This window comes from Blastococcus sp. SYSU DS0552 (genome assembly GCF_054050815.1).
This window is the reverse complement of the sequence record NZ_JBJHAB010000025.1, coordinates 1-20,527: the sequence shown is the minus strand read 5'-3', so window position 1 is coordinate 20,527 and position 20,527 is coordinate 1. Positions and strand designations below refer to the sequence as shown.

Annotated in this window: 18 protein-coding genes; 5 read left to right on the top strand and 13 right to left on the bottom strand. The window is 73.6% G+C overall.

Annotated features, from left to right (window positions below; all coding sequences use genetic code 11):
• Positions 1–98: 98 nt before the first annotated feature.
• On the bottom strand, positions 99–2,249 hold the full coding sequence (locus ACI8AG_RS18840; RefSeq protein ID WP_456598229.1) for an acyltransferase family protein: 2,151 nt from the start codon (positions 2,247–2,249) through the stop codon (positions 99–101).
• Positions 2,250–2,408: 159 nt separating this feature from the next.
• Here ACI8AG_RS18840 and ACI8AG_RS18835 point away from each other — a divergent pair, with 159 nt between their 5' ends.
• Entirely contained in the window at positions 2,409–3,566 is a 1,158-nt protein-coding gene (locus tag ACI8AG_RS18835) for an MFS transporter (protein WP_456587528.1), read from the top strand.
• Positions 3,567–3,620: 54 nt separating this feature from the next.
• Here ACI8AG_RS18835 and ACI8AG_RS18830 read toward each other — a convergent pair whose 3' ends face one another.
• From ACI8AG_RS18830 to ACI8AG_RS18805, 6 genes are all read right to left on the bottom strand, one after another.
• Complete coding sequence (locus ACI8AG_RS18830; protein WP_456587527.1) at positions 3,621–4,868, bottom strand: ABC transporter substrate-binding protein; 1,248 nt, start codon at positions 4,866–4,868, stop codon at positions 3,621–3,623.
• On the bottom strand, positions 4,865–6,103 hold the full coding sequence (locus tag ACI8AG_RS18825; RefSeq protein WP_456598228.1) for a branched-chain amino acid ABC transporter permease: 1,239 nt from the start codon (positions 6,101–6,103) through the stop codon (positions 4,865–4,867). Before ACI8AG_RS18825 ends, ACI8AG_RS18830 begins: the two co-directional genes overlap by 4 nt.
• On the bottom strand, positions 6,096–6,986 hold the full coding sequence (locus tag ACI8AG_RS18820) for a branched-chain amino acid ABC transporter permease (protein WP_456587525.1): 891 nt from the start codon (positions 6,984–6,986) through the stop codon (positions 6,096–6,098). Before ACI8AG_RS18820 ends, ACI8AG_RS18825 begins: the two co-directional genes overlap by 8 nt.
• On the bottom strand, positions 6,983–7,852 hold the full coding sequence (locus ACI8AG_RS18815; RefSeq protein WP_456587566.1) for an ABC transporter ATP-binding protein: 870 nt from the start codon (positions 7,850–7,852) through the stop codon (positions 6,983–6,985). Before ACI8AG_RS18815 ends, ACI8AG_RS18820 begins: the two co-directional genes overlap by 4 nt.
• On the bottom strand, positions 7,849–8,643 hold the full coding sequence (locus ACI8AG_RS18810) for an ABC transporter ATP-binding protein (protein ID WP_456587524.1): 795 nt from the start codon (positions 8,641–8,643) through the stop codon (positions 7,849–7,851). The genes ACI8AG_RS18815 and ACI8AG_RS18810 overlap by 4 nt, the downstream gene beginning before the upstream one ends.
• 334 nt (positions 8,644–8,977) lie before the next feature.
• Complete coding sequence (locus ACI8AG_RS18805; RefSeq protein WP_456598227.1) at positions 8,978–10,282, bottom strand: hypothetical protein; 1,305 nt, start codon at positions 10,280–10,282, stop codon at positions 8,978–8,980.
• A gap of 140 nt (positions 10,283–10,422) precedes the next feature.
• Between ACI8AG_RS18805 and ACI8AG_RS18800 the strand changes: the two genes are divergently transcribed.
• The 4 genes from ACI8AG_RS18800 to ACI8AG_RS18785 all read left to right on the top strand — a co-directional run bounded on the left by ACI8AG_RS18800 (position 10,423) and on the right by ACI8AG_RS18785 (position 13,887).
• Positions 10,423–11,532: an NAD(P)-binding domain-containing protein gene (locus tag ACI8AG_RS18800; protein ID WP_456598226.1), complete on the top strand. Its 1,110-nt coding sequence runs from the start codon at positions 10,423–10,425 to the stop codon at positions 11,530–11,532.
• Between the two features lie 111 nt (positions 11,533–11,643).
• Entirely contained in the window at positions 11,644–12,570 is a 927-nt protein-coding gene (locus ACI8AG_RS18795) for an ABC transporter ATP-binding protein (protein ID WP_456587521.1), read from the top strand.
• Positions 12,567–13,409: an ABC transporter permease gene (locus tag ACI8AG_RS18790; RefSeq protein WP_456598225.1), complete on the top strand. Its 843-nt coding sequence runs from the start codon at positions 12,567–12,569 to the stop codon at positions 13,407–13,409. Before ACI8AG_RS18795 ends, ACI8AG_RS18790 begins: the two co-directional genes overlap by 4 nt.
• 133 nt (positions 13,410–13,542) lie before the next feature.
• Positions 13,543–13,887, top strand: a complete 345-nt coding sequence (locus ACI8AG_RS18785) for a hypothetical protein (RefSeq protein WP_456598224.1) — start codon at positions 13,543–13,545, stop codon at positions 13,885–13,887.
• A gap of 105 nt (positions 13,888–13,992) precedes the next feature.
• On the opposite strand, the gene ACI8AG_RS18780 is transcribed toward ACI8AG_RS18785, so the two are convergent.
• The 6 genes from ACI8AG_RS18780 to ACI8AG_RS18755 all read right to left on the bottom strand — a co-directional run.
• Positions 13,993–15,282 (bottom strand): TRAP transporter large permease, encoded by a 1,290-nt coding sequence (locus ACI8AG_RS18780; protein ID WP_456598223.1) that lies wholly within the window; start codon positions 15,280–15,282, stop codon positions 13,993–13,995.
• 31 nt (positions 15,283–15,313) lie between these two features.
• Positions 15,314–15,916 (bottom strand): TRAP transporter small permease, encoded by a 603-nt coding sequence (locus ACI8AG_RS18775; RefSeq protein WP_456598222.1) that lies wholly within the window; start codon positions 15,914–15,916, stop codon positions 15,314–15,316.
• Between the two features lie 2 nt (positions 15,917–15,918).
• Positions 15,919–16,971 (bottom strand): TRAP transporter substrate-binding protein, encoded by a 1,053-nt coding sequence (locus ACI8AG_RS18770; RefSeq protein ID WP_456598221.1) that lies wholly within the window; start codon positions 16,969–16,971, stop codon positions 15,919–15,921.
• Positions 16,972–17,237: 266 nt separating this feature from the next.
• Entirely contained in the window at positions 17,238–17,789 is a 552-nt protein-coding gene (locus tag ACI8AG_RS18765; RefSeq protein WP_456598220.1) for an amino acid synthesis family protein, read from the bottom strand.
• Between the two features lie 68 nt (positions 17,790–17,857).
• Complete coding sequence (locus ACI8AG_RS18760) at positions 17,858–19,351, bottom strand: NAD-dependent succinate-semialdehyde dehydrogenase (protein WP_456598219.1); 1,494 nt, start codon at positions 19,349–19,351, stop codon at positions 17,858–17,860.
• Positions 19,352–19,552: 201 nt separating this feature from the next.
• Positions 19,553–20,527, bottom strand: a 975-nt coding sequence (locus ACI8AG_RS18755; RefSeq protein WP_456598218.1) for an NAD(P)/FAD-dependent oxidoreductase, incomplete at its 5' end; no start/stop codon positions are given.

Sequence of the window (20,527 nt, the reverse complement as noted above, 5' to 3'; positions counted from 1 at the left end):
GTGCGTGGTGGCTGATCCACCACGCACTCACTCCGATGCGTCGGTCGGTCACCTGCCTGTCGATCTCGGGCTATCACTCCCGTCCGGCGGCCTCGCGATCACGACAGCACCTCGGACGGCACCTGCTCCCGCACGGCGGCGGCCAGCATGTCCGCGGCTGCCGCCGTCAGGTGGGTCTCGTCCGTGCGCAGCAGCACGTCGCCGGCGAAGGCGGGGCAGCGGCCGTCCGCGCAGAACATCTCCTGGGTGTCCACGTAGGTCACGTCCGCGCCGGCCGCCTGCTGCGCGTCGACCGCGGCCCGTTCGGCCTCGGTCTTGTCCAGGAAGCCGCGGCTGATCGGCCTGACGCAGTCCTCGGGACCGCTCAGGCGCCCCCCGCACTCGCGGGGATCGGCGCCCAGCGGCGGGTTGCCCAGGACCACGACGGAGCCGACGAACGGCGCCACCGCCTCGAGGGTCGACTCCAGGCCGCGCTGCCACTCGTCGATGGCGGCGCCGCTGTCGCCCTCGCTGCCGGCCCCGCTGACGAAGTTGCCGAAGTACCCCTGGCCGGCCGAGAGGACCAGCACGTCGGGTGCCGTCTCCTCGATGAACCGCAGCGTGCGCTCGCGCGCGGCCGCGCACTCCTCCGGGAAGCCGGGTGGCTCGGCCGGCGGCGCCACGGCGACGTCGATGAACGGGCAGGAGGCGTAACCCAGCGCGAGCACCTGCCAGTCGTCGCCCTCGAAGACCCCGTTGACCGTGGGCCCCCAGCTCATCGCGACCGAATCGCCGACCAGGAGCGCCGTCCTGGGCGCATCCGCGGGCCCGTGCCGGCAGACCAGCGGGTCATCTCCGGCGGCCACCGTGTTGCGGCACCCCGGAGCGGTGGTGCCCATCTCCACCGGCTGGTGCTCGGGCCCGAGCCCGTCCAGGGAGGGTGTCAGGTCGGCCGGCCAGGACTCGGCGGACAGGGCGGCCTCCACCTGGTCCGCGAGCTCGGCCGCCGACGGCCGCTCGTCACCGGTGGATCGTGCCGGGCCCCCGCTGTCCGGGTCGGCGACCCCCCTCCACCCGGGCACCAGGAACTGGGCTGCGCCCACCACGAGCAGCACGGCGGCCACGGTGACGGGGAGCCCGACCCCCTCGCGGCGGCGTCGCTCCCAGCCGGAGACGTAGCGGGGACGGGGACGGATGGCCAGCACGGGCTGCTCGATCCACCGGTACGAGGCGGCCGACAGGAGCACCGTGAGGGCCACGAGGGCCAGCTGCACCGCGACGGAGGTCCCGAAGGCGCCGACCCCGAACACCACCACCGGGAAGTGCCACAGGTAGATCGAGTACGACCACTGCCCCAGCCGTCGCGCCACCGGGTTGGTCAGCACCGCGGTGGCCGCGGACGGGGGCGGGTCGGCCAGGAGCACCAGCGCCGCGCCGAGCACCGGCGCCAGCACCCACGGGAAGGGGAACGGCGACGACGGCGAGATGACCACGGCGGAGCCGAGGATGACTCCCAGCCCGCCCAGGCTCAGCGCCGCGCGGAACCGGTCGGCGAGAACCAGCCGACCGCCGACGACGGCGACGAGCGCTCCGGCCAGCAACTCGCACGCACGCGCGAGGGTGTCGAAGTAGGCGGCCGTGGGAGCGGTGCTCGTCCGGTAGGCCGCCCAGGCCAGGGAGAGGGCGATCCCCGCGGTGAGGAACCACACCAGCCGCCCCGGTCGGCGCCGGAGGTCGAACAGCGCGAAGCCACCGAGCAGGAGCAGCGGCCAGAGCGCGTAGAACTGCTCCTCGATCGACAGCGACCAGTAGTGCTGCACCGGCGACACCGGCCCCTGCGCCTGCAGGTAGTCGGCCCCGACGGCCACCAGGTGCCAGTTCTCGACGAAGAAGGCCGCGGCCAACGCGTCGAGCGCGGTCTGGTTCGCCCGCGGCAGGAACCAGACGACGTACCCGACGGCCACGGTCACCGCCAGCACGGCCATGGCCGCCGGCAGGATCCGCTTGGCGCGCCGGAGGTAGAAGGCCCGGAAGGAGACGGTGCCCGTCGAGGCGAGCTCGCGGAGGAGCAGCGCGGTGATCAGGTACCCGGAGATGACGAAGAAGACGTCGACGCCGACGAAGCCACCGTGGGGCCAGCCGAGGATGTGGTCGGCGACGACCAGCGCCACCGCCACGGCGCGCAGACCCTGGATGTCCGCACGGAAGCGCAGCGGACCGCCGGGCGGCCGCGGCGTGGTCCGGATTGCCGCCTGATCTCCCGCGGTCATGGGCACGAACGTACTGGCGCCGCCGGGTTCCTGGCGTCACCACGTTGCGCGACTCCCCCGGTTGGGCAGATTCCCGGCGGCGTAGCGGCAGCAGACAGCGACCGGTACCCGAGCCGGACGTGGGACGGCGGGGCCTCGAGCGGGTCGTAGGGTCGCCCGGTGATCTGGAAGCGCGCCGTCTTCGCGCTCTTCGCCGTGGCCGCGGGCACGAACGTCCCCACCCCGCTGCTGCTGGTCTACCAGGAACGGCTCGGCCTCTCGGCCGAGGTCCTCACCGCGCTGTTCGGCTGCTACGCGGCCGGGCTCGTTCCCGCCCTCCTGCTGGCCGGGCCGCTGTCGGACCGGCTGGGCCGCCGCCGGGTCGCGATCCCCGGCATCGTGCTCTCCGCGCTGGCGTCGCTCGCCTTCGCCGCGGCGGGCGACTCGCTGGCGCTGCTGTTCGGCGCCCGCTTCCTGCAGGGCGTCGTCAGCGGCATCGTCTTCAGCGTCGGCAGCGCGTGGGTGGGCGAGCTCTCGCTCGCCTCGGGTGAGGGAGCCGGCGGACGGCGGGCCGCCTTCGCCATGACCGCCGGGTTCTCGCTGGGCCCGCTGACCAGCGGGCTGCTCGGCCAGTACGCCCCGGCGCCGACAGTGCTGCCGTACCTCCTGCACACCGTGCTCGTCGCGGTGGGCCTGGCGTTCGCCCTCCGGCTGCCGGAGACGGTCGAGCTGCACGACGCTCGCCCCACCGGATCCGGCTCGGCGCCGGCCGCGCCGCTGATCCGGCCGGGAGACGGCGCCCTGGTGGCGACCGTGCTGGCCCCGGTGGCGGTCTGCGTCTACGCGTTCCCCTCCACGGTCATCAACGCCGTCCCGCTGCTGGTGGAGCTGCCCTACGGCGGCGTCGCGGTCACCGGCGTGCTGGCGGGCGTGACGCTGGGCGCCGGCACGGTCGTCGCCGGGCTGCAGCGCCGGCTGGGGCGGTGGACGGCCGTCGTCGGCACGGCGCTCGGCACGCTCGGGTTCGGCTGCGCCGCGTCGTTCGCCGGGACGGGCGCGCTGCCCTGGCTGGTCGCCGCCGCCCCGCTGCTGGGCGCGGGTGGTGGGCTGTGCCTCGCCGCCGGTCTGACACTGACCGCGCGGCTGGCCCCACCGGCCCGCCTCGGCGCCTTGACGTCGCTGTTCCTGGCCTGCGCCTACGTCGGGTTCGCCGCGCCGTTCGTCATGGCCGTGGCCGCGCGGGCGACGTCGGCGGTGCTGCCGCTGACCGTGGCGGCCGCGATCACCGCGCTGCTCGCCCTCCGCCTCCTCCCGGTGGCCCGAGCGCGACGGCTGTGAGCGCGCGACGGCGCCCCCTCCGCGAGGGAGGGGGCGCCGCCGGGAGTGCGAGGGTCAGCCGGCGATACCCGCCGCGAACTCGCCCTCGAAGGCCTCCTCCAGGACGGTGGCGCCACCCGGCACGTCGGCCGGCTGCAGGATGAAGCTCTGCAGGCTCGGGGACTGGCCGACCTCGAAGCCGCGGATCGGGACGACGAGGCCGCCGGTGTCGACCTCCTCCAGCTCGTTGAACGCGTTGAGCACGCCCTCACGGGTGAGGTCGCCGTCCTCGCAGGCCTGGTCGAGCACCTGCTTCATGATCTCGCTCATGCCGAAGCCGACGACCACACCGAGGCTCGGCACGGCGTCGGGGTAGGCCTCCTGGTACTGCTGGAGCAGCTCCGGGTGGGCGTCGAAGGAGGACACCGGCGAGGCCACGTAGAGGTGGGTCTTCAGCCACTCGGCGGCCGGGCCCTGGAGCAGTCCCGGCGCGAAGACGGGGTTGCTGCCCAGGATCGGGACGTCCAGCCCCTGCGCCGCGGCGACCGTCGCGACCGAGGCCGTCTGCCCCGGGGCCACGGTGAGCGCGATCAGGTCGACCCCGGCGGACCGGAACTGGGTGATCTGCGCGCTCATGTCCTGGTCGGTCGCCTTGATCTGCGCCTCGATCACCTCCAGGCCCTTCTCCTCGGCGACGGCCCGGGTGCCCTCGAGCCCGTTGGCGCCGTACTCGCCCTCGAAGTAGATGTGGCCGACCGTGTCGCCCTCGTTCAGCAGGCCCTCGCGGAACAGGTAGTCGTAGCCGTTGGCGAGCTCGACGTCGTAGGTGGCGCCCACCACGCCGGTGCCCGGGATCTCGGTCAGCGTCTTCGACCAGGCCGAGGGGAAGTTCACGATCTGGTCCGACTCGTACTCCGGTGCCAGCGCGGTGTTGATCGGCGACCCGATCGTCTGCTGCATCGCCAGGATGTTGTCCTGCATCCCGCTGTAGAGCGCGACGCCCTGCTGCGGGACGTACCCGGTGTCCTGGATGTCGAGCTGGACGTCGTAGGTGTCGCAGACCTGGTTGTTCTCCCAGAACAGGGAGTTGGCGTTGGTGATGTCGTTGCCCAGCGCGGCGAAGACACCGGTCAGGTCGGTGAGCACACCGAGGTTGATCGTCTCGCCCTCGATCCCGACGTCGGTGGCGACGTCGCCGGCGGCCGCTCCTCCCCCGCCGCCGCCACCCGAGGCCTCCGGCGCCTTGGTGCTGCAGCCGGTGGCGGCCAGGACGACGGTGGCGGCCAGCATCGTGGCGCCGGTCGAACGCTTGCTGAGTCTCACGTGGTGCTCCCTTGGGCTGGTGGGTCGGAGGGGGTGGGCTCGCTGGAACGGGTGGGCGTGTCGGGTGGGTGCTGGGTGATCCGTCCGCCCGGTCTGCGGCGGGCCCGGCCGGAGATGCGGCGGGCGATACCGGCGAGGCCGGCGGGCTCGAAGAGGATCACCAGGACGATGGCCGCGCCGAACAGGAACCGGGCCGCCTCACCGGCAGCCAGCCCCTCGTCCCGGCCCACGAAGGGGATCAGGTCGGCGTACCGCTGGAAGACCAGCGGCAGCGCGCTCACGAAGATCGCCCCGAGCACGGCTCCGTTCACCGAGCCGAGCCCGCCCAGCACGATCATGGCGAGGTAGAGGATGGACAGCTCCAGGCCGAAGGACTCCGGCGCGATGCTGCCGATGGAGAGCGCGTACATCACCCCAGCGAGGCCGGCGTACATCGAGCTGACCAGGAAGATCCGCGCCTTGTAGCCCTGCACGTTGACGCCCATCACCGACGCGGCGACCTCGCTGTCCCGCAGGGTCTGCAGGGCCCGGCCCGGCCGGCTGCGCAGCAGGTTGCGGGCGAAGAGGTAAGCCCCGAGGGCCAGGACGAGCCCCAGGTACCACAGCCGCTCGGACTCCCGGAACGGCACGCCGAGCACGTACAGCTCCGGGTCCCGGTTGGCGAAGGTGAAGCCGAACAGCGAGAAGTCCGGTGCCGCCCGGCCGTTGAAGCCGCCGGTGACCTCGGTCCAGCTGTTGAGCACGTGGACGCCGATGAACACCAGCGCCAGCGACGCGACCCCGAGGTAGATCCCGCGCAGCCGGGCCGCGAGCGGGCTGAAGATCAGCCCGGCGAGCCCCGCGAGGAGCACGCCCACGATCATCCCGACGACCGGGGGGAGCCCGAGCCCGCCGAGCTCGGCCACCCCGAGCCCGCCCGGCTCCCCCGAGACGTAGACGTAGCTGACCGCCCCCACCGCCAGGAAGAAGGCGTGGGCGAGGGAGAGCTGGCCGCTGTTGCCGACGAGCAGGTTCAGGCCGATCGCGCCCACGATCGCGCCGAAGGCGGCGAACCCGGTGCGCAGCCAGAACTCCTCGACGTACAGCGGCAGCGCCAGCATCACCAGCAGGAAGGCGACCAGGAGCAGAGGGCGCAGCCAGGACCGCAGTCCGGACCGGCCGGAACCGGCCCGCTCGGCCGGGCCGACCCCCGACGGGTGGGCCCCGGTCGCCGCCGTCATCGTCGCCTCAGACACGGGTCAGCTCCTTCGTCCCGAACAGGCCGGACGGACGGAACATGAGGACCGCGATCATCACGATGAACGGGACGACGGCGCTGAACCCGCGGCCGAGGAAGAGCAGCTGGTCCTGGTAGCCCGCGGCCATCGCCTCGGCGATGCCGATCAGCAGGCCCCCGACGAGGGCGCCGCCGGTCGAGTCCAGGCCGCCGAGGATCGCCGCCGGGAAGGCCCGCAGCGCGACGGCGTAGGCCGTCGGGGTGACGCCCGGCGTCGGTGATCCGACCAGGAACAGCGCCGCGACGGCGGCGAGCACCCCGGCGACCACCCAGGCGAGCGCGGAGACCCGCCCCTGCCGGATGCCCATCAGGGCCGCCGTCTCGCCGTCCTCCGCCGAGGCCCGCATCGCGATGCCCCAGTTCGAGTACTTGAACGCAACGAAGAAGAGCGCGATGAGGACGGCGGCCACGAGGAACGCGATCAGCCGGTTCTGCGCCAGCCCGACGTCGCCGATCCGGAACGACTGCCCGCCCCACGGGTGCGGCACGTTGAGGATGTCGGAGCCGAGCCGGCGGATGAGCTCGGTGAGCAGGATGATGTCGACGCCGATGGTCACGATGGCCAGGCTGATCACCGCGGCGCCGCGCAACCGGTTGATGATCAGGCGCTCGATGACGAACGCCGCCGCGGCCGTGATCAGGATTCCCACGAGCACGGCCGGCAGGAAGCCGATCGTGTCCGACAGCCGCGCGATGGAGTAGGCGCCCAGCAGCAGCAGGGACCCGTGGGTGAAGCTCACGACCTCGCTCGCCTTGAAGATGATCACGAAGCCGAGGGCGATGAGGGCGTACAGGGCGCCCAGGGAGATCCCGTTGAGGAGCAGGGAGAGGAACTGGGTCACGAGGTCGCCCCAGGGTTGTCGGAGGAGTGGTGGTGGGCGGCGGCTTCCGAGGGGCTCTCCTCGTCGCCGGAGCCGAGATAGGCACGGATGACCTCGGGGTCGGTCTGCACCTGCGCCGGTGTGCCGTCGGCGATGCGCCGGCCGAAGTCGAGCACGGTGACGCGGTCGGCCAGGGACATGACCATCCCCATGTCGTGCTCGACCAGGACGACGGAGATGCCCAGCGCCGACCGGATCTCGAGGATCGCCTCCGCCATGCGGTCGGTCTCCTCGGCGTTCATGCCGGCGACCGGCTCGTCCAGGAGCAGCAGCCGCGGCTCGGTGCACAGGGCCCGGGCCACCTCCACCCGCTTCTGGTCGCCGTAGGAGAGCACCCCGACGGGCGTGTGCAGCTTCTCGCCGAGATCCATGAACTCGGCGATCTCGGCGACGCGCGCGCCGTGCACCTTGCCCTCCCGCGTGGCCCGCGGGAGCCGCAGGCCGGCCGAGAGGAAGCCGGCCTTGGTCAGGTGGTGGCGGCCCAGCATGAGGTTCTCCGCCACCGACTGGGTGCCCGACAGCGCGATGTTCTGGAACGCGCGGGCCACCCCGATGCCGGCGATCTTGTACGGCCGCATCTGGTCCAGCCGGTGCTCACCGAACCGGACCTGGCCCTCGTTGGCCCGGTAGACGCCGGACAGGACGTTGAACATCGTCGACTTGCCCGCACCGTTGGGCCCGATGATCGCGTGGATCGTGCCGGGAGCGACCGTGAACGAGACGTCCGACAGGGCGTTGATCGCCCCGAAGCGGACGCTGACGCCGTCGACCTCGACCGTCGGGATGTCCGACCGCGTCCCCGACCCGACGTCGGGCGCCGCGGTCATGCCGTCCACCGGGAGAGCTTCTTGCCCGAGCTCACGCGCCGGGTCGGGGCCGCGCCGTCGCCGCCCCCGTCGTGGCCGAGGTACAGCCGCTGCACCTCGTCGGTCTGGGCGAGCTGCCGCGCGTCACCGGAGAGCGAGACCTCACCGACGTCGAGCACGTAGGCGAGATCGGCGACCCCGAGCGCCATCGTGGCGTTCTGCTCGACCAGCAGCACGGAGGTCCCCTGGCGGTTGATCTCGCCGATGACCTCGCCGATCTGGCCGATGATGCGCGGCGCCAGCCCGAGCGACGGCTCGTCGAGCAGGAGCAGCTTCGGGCTGGCCATCAACGCGCGCCCGATGGCCAGCATCTGCTGCTCGCCGCCGGAGAGCAGCGCGCCCCGCTGGGAGCTGCGCTCCTTGAGCACCGGGAACAGGTCGTAGACGCGGTCCTGGGCCTGGGCCTTGGCCGCCTTGTCCCGGTTCCCCATGCCGCCGGCACGCAGGTTCTCCTCGACCGTCAGCCGGCCGAAGATGCGCCGCCCCTCGGGCACCTGCACGAGCCCGAGCCGGACGGCCTGGGCCGGGTCCTTCGACACGAGGTCGGTCCCGTCGAAGGTCACCGACCCGGAGTCGACCCGGCCGCGGTGCAGCCGCAGCGTGCCCGAGATGGTCCGCAGCAACGTCGTCTTCCCGGCGCCGTTGCTGCCCAGGACGGCGACGACCCTGCCGTCGGGGACCTCCATGGAGACCCCCCGCACGGCCTGGACGGCTCCGCCGTAGGTGACGTGCAGGGCGTCGATGCTCAGCACGGGCGGCTCCCTGCCGTGGCCCGGCCGGGCGGGATCGGGCGGAGGCGGCCGAGCGGCGGGCGGGTGGCCGTCACCGGGCCGCCTGCTCGGGAGCGCGACCGCAGGAGGTCAGGCGCGGAGAAGTGATCTGGCACACAGGCCGGGACTCTAGGCAGGCAATGGTCTGTGACGGGCGCCACAAAGGTCACGGATTGATCACGTGTTGCCGGGCTCCACCCAGGCATCCGTGCCCCTGATCCACAGCACGCTCCGTACGGCACCGTCCGGAAAGCCGGAGCCCGCCGCCGGAGCCCGCCGACCGGCCGGGCGGGGGCGGTCGATGCGGAGGGCCCGGCTAGACCGGCTGCAGCTCCTCGATCTCCACGCGGATCGCGTCCAGCGCGGCCGCCGCCCGGCGGCGGGACTGCTCGGGGGTGTCCCCGACGGTCACGACGTGGCCGAGGTGCGCCTGGCCGCAGGTCGCGGGCTCCGCCGCGCCACCCACGTCGGCGAACACCTCCGCGACGACGAGCCCCGGGATGCAGCCGACGTCCGGCAGGCCGGACACCGCCCGCACCCGCCCGGTGGCGTGCGAGCCGAGGAAGAACTGGGTACTGGCCGCGACCGCCCGCCGGCGCCCCGGCCCGGGCCGGCCGAGCAGGCCGGCGACCACGAGGTCCGCGGCGTCGATCCCGCTCACCTGGTCCACGCAGGCGTGGGCCCCCGCGTCGGCGAGCCGCGGGACCAGGCCGGCCAGCCGCGGCCCCTCCGGGCCCAGCACGAACTCCAGGTGGAAGGGGCCGAGGTCGTAACCGGCCGCGGCGAGCACGGCGCCGACGAAGCCGGCGGCCTCCGCCGTCGGCGGCTGCGCGGTCGCGGTGAGCAGCAGGCCGGCGGAGTGCGGCGGGGGCGTGGTGAGCACCTCGCTCCACGCGTGCACGGTCGGGACGCCGCGGTCCACGTGCCCGTCGGCGGCGTACCGGTCACCCGCCACGTGCTCACCGATCACCAGCCGGGGCGCCGACCGCCCACCGCGCCGGCAGCAGGCGCGGGCGGCGAGCACCCGCAGCTCGCCGTCGTCCTGCACCGGACCGAGCCGCGCACCGGCGCCGTCCACCGGCTCCACCGTGCACGGGTATCCCACCGGTGACGTGAGCTCCGGGTCGCCGGTGCGGACCTCCGCCCACCGCCCGTCGGCGACGCCCGCCGCGGCGAGGGCCGCGCGCAGGGCCACCGCGTCACCGGTCACCACGGGCGACGCGGGGTCCGGGCCCCGCAGCCCCAGCGCACGGGCGGCGACGGCCGCCGGCAGGACGGCGCCGGGCGCCGAGCCGGTGACGACGACGGCTCCTCCGGGCAGCGAGCGCACCGCGGCCGCGACCGCGCCGGCGTCCCCGGTGTCGCAGTCGATCCAGCGGTCCACCAGCCAGTCGAGCTCCTCCCCGTAGGAGCACCGGTCCGCCGTCAGCACCGCCGTCCGCAGGCCCCGGAACCGCGCCCGCTCGAGCAGGGCCACGCCCGCCGCGTCCAACCGCTCCCCGGCCGCGAACTCCGGCCGGGCGGCCGACGGCCGCACCTGGACCTCGACGGAGACGAACCACGGCTCCGGATCACCGGCCGGTGCACCGGAGGAACGGTCGCCTGCCACGGGCGTGGGCATGTGCACTCTCCCGTCGTGGGTGGGTGTGAGCAGGCGCACCATACCGGCCGGTCGGTTTACGCGGAACGGATACCGGCGGGTGCCGTTGGCCGGTGTGCCGGGGCGGGAAGCAGCAGCGAGGGCGGCCGGTTGCCATGCGTGTGACCACTGCCCACCTCCGGGGCGACGTCGACGTCGTCGTGATCGGCGCGGGGCAGGCCGGGCTCTCCACCGCCTGGGCGCTGGCCCGCCAGGGCTTCGAGCGGCGCACCGGGTTCGTGGTGCTCGACGGCGAGCCGGGCCCCGGCGGCGCCTGGCGGCACCGCTGGCCGTCGCTCACCCTGGGCACGACGCACCGGGTGCACGACCTGCCCGGTCTGCCGTTCCGCCCGGTGGACGAGCGCACCCCCGCCGTCGAGTCGGTGCCCGCCTACTTCGCGGAGTACGAGCGCCGGTTCGACCTGCCCGTGGTGCGGCCGGTGCGGGTGACCGCCGTCCGCCGGCGCGACGACGGCCGTTTCTCCGTGGAGACCGACCGGGGCACCTGGACCGCGCGCGCCGTCGTCAACGCCACCGGCACCTGGACCCGGCCGTTCGTCCCCCGCTACCCGGGGCAGGAGACCTTCCGAGGGCGTCAGCTGCACACCGTCGACTACCGCAGCCCCGAGGAGTTCCGCGGGCAGCACGTCGTGGTGGTCGGCGGCGGCGCCTCGGCCACCCAGCTGCTGGTCGAGATCTCCCGGGTCACCTCCACGACCTGGGTCACCCGCCGCCCGCCCGTGTGGCGCGAGGGGCCGTTCGACGAGGACCTGGGCCGCGAAGTGGTCGCGAAGGTCGAGGCGGCGGTGCGCGAGGGACGCCGCCCCGGGAGCGTGGTCGGCCTCACCGGGCTGGTGACCTCCACCCCCTACATCCGCGACGGGCTCGAGCGGGGCGTGCTCGACCGGCTGCCGGTGTTCGACCGGATCACCCCCGACGGGGTGGCCTGGGACCCGGTCGACGGACGACCGGGCCGGCTGGTCCGCGCCGACGTCATCCTGTGGGCCACCGGTTTCCGCGCGGCCGTCGGGCACCTGGCGCCCCTGCAGCTCCGTGGCCCCGGAGAGGGCTTCCGGCTGGACGGCACCCAGGTCGTCGGCGAGCCGCGGGTGCACCTGGTCGGCTACGGCCCGTCGGCGAGCACGATCGGCGCGAACCGCGCGGGCCAGGCCGCCGCCCGGGCCCTGCGCCGCGAGCTGCGCCCCGGGAGCACCCTGTCCCGCTCGGCCTGACCAGCTCGGGGACCGTTCAGGGTCGGATCAGGGCGCTCCCCGATGTTCCCGGGACGGCGCCGCCGACAGGCTCCAGGGCATGACTTCCCGATCGCTCCCCGGAGGCCCGCGATGATCGAGGCGCGGGGTCTGACCAAGAAGTACGGCGACCGCACCGCCGTCGACGGCATCTCCTTCACCGTGCACCCGGGCCGGGTCACCGGCTTCCTGGGCCCCAACGGTGCCGGCAAGTCCACGACCATGCGCATGCTGCTGGGCCTGGACCGGCCCACCGCCGGCAGCATCACCGTGCACGGCCGCAGCTACGCCGACTTCCCCGCGCCCCTGCGCCAGGTCGGCGCGCTGCTGGAGGCCCGCGCGCTGCACCCGGGGCGCTCCGCGCGCGACCACCTGCGCTGGATGGCGGCGAGCAACGGGCTGCCGGTGCGTCGCGTGGACGAGGTGCTCGACCTCGTCGGGCTCGCCGACGTCGCCGGGCAGCGGGTCGGCCGCTTCTCCCTCGGCATGGGCCAGCGCCTCGGCATCGCCGTCGCCCTGCTGGGCGACCCGCCGGTGGTGGTGCTCGACGAGCCGGTCAACGGCCTGGACCCCGAGGGCATCCGCTGGGTGCGCACGCTGACCCGGCAGCTGGCCGCCGAGGGCCGCACCGTCTTCCTCTCCAGCCACCTGATGAGCGAGATGGCGCTGACCGCCGACCACCTCGTGGTCATCGGGCGCGGCCGGGTGCTGGCCGACTGCTCGATGCCCGACTTCATCGCCGAGCACGCGGCCTCCTACGTGCGGGTGCGCACCCCCCAGCGGGCCGAGGTGGCCGAGCTGCTGCGCCGCGACGGCCTGGACGTCGACGTCGTCGACGACGAGCTGCGGGTGCAGGGGCGCGACGCCGCCGCCATCGGGGAGCTGGTCGGCCGGCAGGGGCTCTTCCTGCACGAGCTCACCCTGGTCCGCTCCTCGCTGGAGGACGCGTTCATGACCCTCACCGCCTCGAGCGTGGAGTACTCCGCGCGGGAGCAGACCCCGGCCGGAGCCCCCCGATGACCCAGACCGCGAGCGCCCCGATGACCGACACCGTCGACCTCGACCCGAACCGGCACGTCCCCGGGGTGCGCCGGCCCGGCTTGGCAGACACCCTGCGGGCGGAGTGGATCAAGTTCTGGTCGGTGCGCTCGACACCGTGGTCGATCGCCGCGCTGGTCACCCTCGGCGCCGGGCTGACCGTCCTGGTCTGCGCCGTCAGCGCCGCAGACCTCGCCGACGGGACGGCGGGCGAGTCCGCCGGTGCGTTCATCACCTGGGGCATGACCGTCGCCCAGATCACCGCCATCGTGCTCGGCGCGCTGGTGGTGACGAGCGAGTACGGCACCGGGATGATCCGCGCGACGCTGACCGCGACCCCGCGCCGCGGCCGGGTGCTGGCGGCCAAGGCGGTCGTGCTCACCACGACGCTGTTCGTCGTCGGCACCGTCACCGCCGCCCTCGGCTACCTCGGCGGCAACTGGTTCCTCGAGCGCGAGGGCGTGGGCCTGGCGCTCAGCGACGACGGCGTGCTCCGCTCGCTGCTGGGCAGCGGCCTGTACATGGCCGGCATCGGGCTGTTCGCGGCCGCGGTCGGGCTGCTGGTGCGGCACACCGCCGCGGCGCTGTCGATCGTGCTGGCCCTGTTGCTGGTCGTCGGCAACATGGTGGTGCTCCTCCCGGGCGCCTGGGGCGAGTGGGCGACCAAGCTGATGCCGGGCAACGCCGGCTCCGTCGTCGCCACGCCGGTGTCGTTCAACCCGAACCTGCTCGAGCCCTGGACCGGGTTCGCCGTGTTCTGCGCCGAGGTGGCCGCCGTGCTGCTGGCCGGCTACCTGGTGCTGCGCCGCCGCGACGCCTGAGAAAGGACCCCCTTCCCCCCACCCCTCGCAGGCTCGGGGCGGTACCCGGAAGGGGGCCCGAGGCATCCGGACACGGGGCAGTCGTCCACGCCCCGCTGTGCCCCGGCCCGCCCGGCCGGGGCACAGTGGTGCCGTGACCACGCCCGACCCGGCCGCCGAGGGCCGCCGCCGCGCCGACGAACTGCTGACCGCTCTGACCGCGGGCGACGACGCCGCCGCCGAGCGGCTGCTCGCCGAGCTGACCGAGGTCCGCGACCTGGTCTTCGTGGGGGCGGGGCTCACCGCGGTCGCCCGCGCCGAGGGTCGCGCGCTGCCCACGGCGCAGCGCGCGCAGGCCAGCACCCGCCAGGTGCGGCTCGGCCAGATCCGCGACGCGAACCGCGACGACCCCGATGGTCTGCGCACCTGGCTGCGGCGCTCGGCCGAGGAGATCCTCTTCATCCGCTCGCTGCACGCCGCCGCCGCCCGGCAGCGCTGACCCTCGCAACACGTCACGCCGGGAGCGCCCCACGCAGAGGGCGCCCCGCGCAGATGACTGCGCGGGGCGCCCACGGCGCGGACCAGTGCGAGGCGACGACCCCGCTCAGCCCCCGGTGACGATGATCCCTGGGAACACGATGAACAGCGCGATCGACAACGCGTAGGGCACGTAGTAGACCATCGTGCCCTTGAACGTCTGGACGACGTCGAGGGCGCGGTCCAGGGCGCTCACGATGTACACGTTGACGCCGACGGGAGGTGTCACGGCACCCAGCGTGGTCACGAGCGTGATGATGATCGTGAACCAGACCGGGTCGTACCCGAGAGCCAGGATCAGCGGGAAGAAGATCGGGATGCTGATGACCAGGAACCCGAGCGCGTCCATGAGCGCACCGCCCACGAGGTAGACGAACAGGATCAGCAGCAGGATCACGGTGGTCGGCACCGCCAGTCCGCTGATCGCGTCGGCCAGGTCGAACGGCAGCCGCGTCAGGCTCAGGAAGCGCCCGAACACCACCGCACCGGCGACCAGGAGCACGACCATCGCCGAGATGCGAAGGCTCTCGAGGACGGCCGTCCACAGGCTCGGGAGGGTCAACTGCCTCCGGAGCAACGCGATCACGATGGCACCGAACGCGCCCACCGCGCCCGCCTCGGTCGGCGAGAACCAGCCGACGTACATGCCGCCGATCACGAGCGCGAACAGGACGATCGCCTCGGACACGCCTCCCAGGGCCCGGAACTTCTCCCCCCACGGCACCTTCGGCCCAGGAGGCCCGAGGTCCGGCCGGAGCCGACAGAGGATCAGCACGGTCGCGAGCAGCAGCCCGCCCACGACGAGACCCGGGACGAGAGCCGCGACGAACAGCCGGGTGATCGACTGCTCCGACTGGATCGCGATGATGATCAGCGCGGTCGAGGGCGGGATGAGCACACCGAGCGTGCCGCCGATGGCGACGCTGCCGCCGGAGAGCGCCGGGTTGTACCCGTACTTCCGCATCTCCGGGAGCGCGACCGCACCCATCGTCGCCGTCGTCGCCGAGTTGGACCCCGACACGGTGGAGAAGCCGATGCTGGCCAGGATGGTCGTCGCCGCCACCCCGCCCGGCAGGGAGCCGATCCACTTGTAGGACGCCGCGTACAGCCGTTCGCTGATCCCCGCCCTGAATGCGACCTGCCCCATGAGGACGAACAGTGGGATGACCGACAGGCCGTACGAGGTGAACTGGCGGAACAGGTCCGCCGACAACAGCTGGAGCGCGGCCGACGGGGTCAGCATGTACGCGGCGCCCACGAAGCCGGTCAGCATCAGGGCGAACGCCACGGGCATGCGCAGCAGCAGGAGGACGAGCATCGCTGCGATCGCGACCAGCGCGACGGCTACCGGGCTCACGTCCTCGTCCTTCCGACGATCCCGACGGCGCTCACCAGATGCTCTCCGGGACGCTCGACCGGAGGTTCCGGCCTACTTGGACGACATCGCTGACGAGAGCCAGCACCAGTCCCCCGACCCCGACCGCGAGGACGAGCGAGAAGGGCCAGAACGGCAGCCGGAGCGAATCGGTCAGGGCACCCTGGTTCCGCAAGTTCATCCCGTAGGCGACGAGCTGCTGGGCCAGCAGCACGAAGAGGGCGATCGAGACGACGGTGATCAGCCCGCCCACGATCAGCTGCACCCGCACCGGCGTCTTGTTCATGAACAGGTCGATCGCGATGTGCGAGCGGCCCCGCTGCGCATCGGCGAGCGCCAGGCCGTTCACGATCACGGCGAGCAGCGAGACGAGCTCGAACGTGCCGTACCAGGGGGTGGCCACCAGCCGCAGGCCGATGTTGCCCACCGTCAGGATCATCATCACGAGGAGGACCGCCGCAGCGATGACGGCGAGCCCCCTGGAGACCCCGTCCAGCGCCTTCGTGGTCTTGTTGCCGGAACTCTTCCCGCTGTCGGGCCCCTCGTCCACGGGCACCCCGTCGCCGGGCCCCCCGTCGACGGGCACCCCGTCGCCGGGCTTCTGGGAGCTCGCCACGATCAGCCCTCCGCGCTGTACTGCTCGCGAAGCTCCTGCATCCGGTCGAAGACCTCCTGCGGGTCGAAGTCGCCTCGGGTGTCGGAGATCCACGAGTCGACGAGCTGGGACAGCGTCCGGTCCCACTCCTCCCGCTCCGCCGGCGCGAGCTCGACGGTCTCGAGACCGTGCTCGGCCGCCGCCCACTCCAGCGCGGCCTGGACGTTCTCCTGGTCGTGGTACTGGGAGGCGAACTCGGCCATCTCCGGCCGGAGGTCGCGGATGCACTCCTGCACGTTCTCCGGGAGCTCGGCGAAACGGTCGCTGTCCATCACCGCGACGAAGCTGTTCGAGACGCCGAAGGCGTAGTCGGTCACGTAGCCCACCTGCTCGGCCAGGCCGAAGTCCTGGAGCACCTCGCGCGAGGACATGTAGCCGCTGATGACCCCCGTCTGCAGCCCCTCCGCGACGTTGGGCATCGGCATGCCGACCGGGGAGGCCCCGAGACTCTGCAGCGCCGGGACGCCCGCGCCCGCGGCCCGCAACTCCCGACCGGAGAGGTCGGACTTGCTGGCGACCGGCTGCTGGGTCTGGAGGTGGGCCGGCTCCGTGGTGAAGGCCGTGACGATCTCGTAGCCGTCGTACTCGGCCGGCTCGTACTCCGTGATGAGGTCCAGGAACGTCTTGCTGGGGGCCTCGGCGTTGGCGAAGCCGACCGGCAGCGCGATCACCGAGCTCAGGGGGAAGCGGCCCACGTCGTAGGCCGGGGAGTCCATGCCGATGTCCACCACGCCCTGGGAGACGCCGTCGAAGATGTCCCCGGAGCCGAGCAGCGTCCCGCCGGGGTAGAAGTCCACCGCGACCTGGCCGTCGGTGCACTCGTCCATGCGCGAGGCCCACTCCTCCATCTGGACCCCGGGGAAGGAAGCCTGGGGAGCGAAGAACGCGTAGCTCAGCGTGATCTGCTCGCCACCGCCCCCGGCGCTGCTACCGGCAGCGCCCCCGCACGCGGCCAGCGCGGTCACCGCCGCGAGAGCACAGCCGGCCTTGAGCCCGTTCCTTGGACGCTGTCCCATGTCCCGTACCTCCGTCGATGCAGTGGTGAGCCGAGCAGTGGTCCCAGACGCTACGAATCACCGGGGGGCCCCGCTGTCACCCAACCGGGGTCAAACACGCATCCCGGGATCACGGTTCGACCACGGGCTCCGACGCACGCAGCGCCGCGCCTGCCGTAGCCGTGATCGCCCCCCCTCGGCCGGTCGACCGCGCTGATCGGCGCACGCCCCTGGGACGGGTGGCGGGCACGTCCGCCCACCGCGGCCACCTGCCGGGCTACCGGACTTCAGCGCTCGGTCGACAGCGGCGCCAACCGCTGCTGGGGACGGCCCTGGGCGGCCGCAGCGAGGGCGATGACCAGTTCGTCGGGATGCGGCGCGTCGGGGAGGCGGACCTCGACGGTCTGGTGGTGGGACCGGATCGTGGCGTCCCTGAGGTGCTTCAGCGGGATGTCGAACGCGGCGCCGGCCGGGCCACGCTTCTCCACCGCGGGCAGCAGCGTCGTCCCGCCCACTGCCGAGCGCAGGTGCTCGCCGAAACGAAGCGTGTGGATCAGTGCCGACCCGTGCTCGATCTCGCCGTCCAGGCCGACGATCGCGGCTTTGCCGTAGGCCTCCACCGGCGCCCCCAGAGCAGCCACGACCCGAGGAGCCAGGAGCGCGCCGAGCCGGGACGCATGAGCCTCGATGCCCGGTCCGAGGTCGTCGACGAACCCCTGTCCCGCCCAGGGGTTCGCCACCACGGCGGCGACCACCGCCGTGCGCGCGGCCGGCGCCACCTCGCGGCCCCCTTCCGACAGCACCTCCTCGATCACTGTCACGATCCTGCGCACGGACACGGCTCCTCCTCGGCTCACCTGCTGTCGTCGCCGCCCCGCCGACGGGGACCGCACCCCGCTGCCGGCCGTCACGGCCAGCCGACGCTGAAGTACTGCGTCTCCTGGAACTCGCGCAGCCCTTCGCGCGCACCTTCCCGGCCCAGCCCGCTCTGCTTGACACCGCCGAAGGGCGCGGAGGGATCGGAGACGACCCCGCGGTTCACGCCGACCATGCCTGCGTCGAGGACCTCGCTGAACCGCAGGGCCCGCTCGAGGTCGGTGGAGTAGACGTACGCGGCGAGGCCGTACTCGGACTCGTTGAGCCGCTCGAGCAGCAGCCGCTCGTCCGACCACGCGACGATGGTGACCACCGGGCCGAAGATCTCCGTTGCGAGGATGTCCGCTCCGTCGGGCACGTCGGTCAGCACGGTCGGGGGGAAGAAGTAGCCGCCCGGTGCGGGGTCGAGCTCCTGCTGGAACGCCACCCGGGCGCCGGCCTGCACCGCGGAGTCGACGAGCGCACGCACGTCGGCGACGGCCCGGGGCGTGATCAGCGGGCCGATCCGGTTCCCCTCGTCCGCCGGCCCGACAGTCAGACCGGCCACCTCGTGCGCGAAGCGGGCGGTGAACTCCTCGACCACCGACGTGTGCACGTAGAAGCGATTCGCCGCCGTGCACGCCTGACCGCCGTTGCGGAACTTCGCCGTCATCGCGCCCTCGACCGCCGCAGGGAGGTGGGCGTCGTCCATGACGACGAAGGGCGCGTTCCCACCGAGTTCCATGGAGGTGTTGAGGACCCGGTCCGCTGCCTGCCGCAGGAGGAGCCTCCCCACCCCCGTCGATCCCGTGAACGACAGCTTCCGCACCCGCGGGTCCTCGAGCCAGGTGGAGACGACGGCCGCAGGGTCCGACGTGGGAACGACGTTGACCACCCCGTCCGGGACGCCGGCGCGGGTGAGGAGGCGGGCGACGGCCAGCGCGGTCAGCGGCGTCTCGGCCGCCGGCTTCAGCACGACCGTGCATCCGGCGGCGAGAGCCGGGGCGATCTTCCGCGTCGCCATGGCGGCCGGGAAGTTCCACGGCGTCACCAGGGCGGCGACGCCCACCGGCCGGTGCGTGACGATGGTCCGGGCGCCGCCCGCCGGGGACGTCCCGTACGCACCCTCGGTGCGCACCGCCTCCTCGGCGAACCACCGGAAGAAGTCGGCGGCGTAGGCCACCTCACCCTGCGCGTCGGCGGTCGACTTGCCGTTCTCGAGGGAGACCAGGCGAGCGAGTTCGTCCCGCTCCTCCATGATCATCTCGAAGGCGCGGCGCAGGATCTCGGACCGCTCGCGCGGCGCGGTGGCCGCCCACCCGGGAAGGGCCGCCGCCGCCGCGTCCACGGCCGACGTCGCCTGGGCGGCACGGGCATCGGCGACGCGGGCCACCACCCGGTCCCTGGCCGGGTCCCGGACCTCGGTGCAGGCACCGTCCGCCGCGGCCCGCCCGGCACCGGCGATCCAGATGCCCTCCCGCGGACGGAGGGCCTCGACGTAGGCGTCGACGTCGGCACCGGGGGTGCTCGCGGCGGTTTCCTGCATGGTGGTCGGACTCCTGTGGTCGGGACGGCCGGCCCGCCGGAGCCCGCGCCGAGGCCGGCCTCCCGGGCCCGCACCACACCACGAGGCGGTGGTCCGGGCGCCGCCGACCGCCTCAGCGCCTGTCCTCCTCGACCGGATCGGCTCGATCCTCGCCGGATCAGGAGGAGCGGACAGTCCCCGAAGGGGTGGATCCCGGCACCCTCAGTGCGCGACCGCTTCGGAGTACGCGCGGCGCCGCGAGATGGCCGCCCGGTGGTCCGGCAGTCGGGCCGGGGCGTTGATGCACAGCGCGCCCACCTGGACGCCGTGGCGGCCGAACACCGCGACCAGGGAGTCCTCCGAGAGCGACTCCACGTGTACCTGCTCCGCCCCGTTCGTGCGGCCGACGAACCTCATCTTCGCGTCGAACTGGTCGGACCAGAAGTACGGAACGGGTGCGTAGGCGTCGTTCCCCCCGAGCAGCACGCCGGCGGCGTGCCGGCCCTGCTCGACGGCGTTGGTCCACTGCTCCACCCGCATGTCCTCGTCGAACAGCGGGTTGTACCAGCGGGCGACGTCACCGGCGGCCACCACGCCAGGGGCCGACGTGCGCAGGCTGCGGTCGCAGAGCACGCCGTCGGAGAGGGCGATACCGCTGCTGCGCAGCCAGTCGACGTCAGGCGCCGCGCCCAGCGCACCGATCACCAGATCCGCCTGGACTGCCTCGTCTCCCCCGAGCTCCACGAGGTAGCCGGACGGCGCCCGTTCGACCGACAGCGCGTACGCGCCGCACCGGATGGAGACGCCCCGGCGGGCGTGGAGCTCCCGGAACCAGGCCCCCATCTCGTCGCCCAGCACCCGGGCCAGCGGCACGGGGGCCACCTCCACGACCGTGACGCGGCGGCCGAGCTCGGCGATCGTCGCGGCCACCTCGAGACCGATGAAGCCCGCGCCGATGATGGCGACGTGCTCGGCGTCGCGGAGCCGTTCGTGCAACGCCACGGCGTCGTCGATGGACCGGAGGAAGGAGACGTGGGGGGGGGGGGGGGGGGGGGGGGGGGGGGGGGGGGGCGGGGGGGGGGGCGGGGGGGGGGGGGGGGGGGGGGGGGGGGGGGGGGGGGGGGGGGGGGGGGGGGGGGGGGGGGGGGGGGGGGGGGGGGGGGGGGGGGGGGGGGGGGGGGGGGGGGGGGGGGGGGG

Excerpts from the sequence above, each read along its gene's own strand:
- ACI8AG_RS18805 (WP_456598227.1), bottom strand. The coding sequence starts at position 10,282 with ATGCCCACGCCCGTGGCAGGCGACCGTTCCTCCGGTGCACCGGCCGGT.
- ACI8AG_RS18770 (WP_456598221.1), bottom strand. The coding sequence starts at position 16,971 with ATGGGACAGCGTCCAAGGAACGGGCTCAAGGCCGGCTGTGCTCTCGCG.
- ACI8AG_RS18815 (WP_456587566.1), bottom strand. The coding sequence starts at position 7,852 with ATGACCGCGGCGCCCGACGTCGGGTCGGGGACGCGGTCGGACATCCCG.
- ACI8AG_RS18790 (WP_456598225.1), top strand. The coding sequence starts at position 12,567 with ATGACCCAGACCGCGAGCGCCCCGATGACCGACACCGTCGACCTCGAC.
- ACI8AG_RS18795 (WP_456587521.1), top strand. The coding sequence starts at position 11,644 with ATGATCGAGGCGCGGGGTCTGACCAAGAAGTACGGCGACCGCACCGCC.
- ACI8AG_RS18760 (WP_456598219.1), bottom strand. The coding sequence starts at position 19,351 with ATGCAGGAAACCGCCGCGAGCACCCCCGGTGCCGACGTCGACGCCTAC.
- ACI8AG_RS18840 (WP_456598229.1), bottom strand. The coding sequence starts at position 2,249 with ATGACCGCGGGAGATCAGGCGGCAATCCGGACCACGCCGCGGCCGCCC.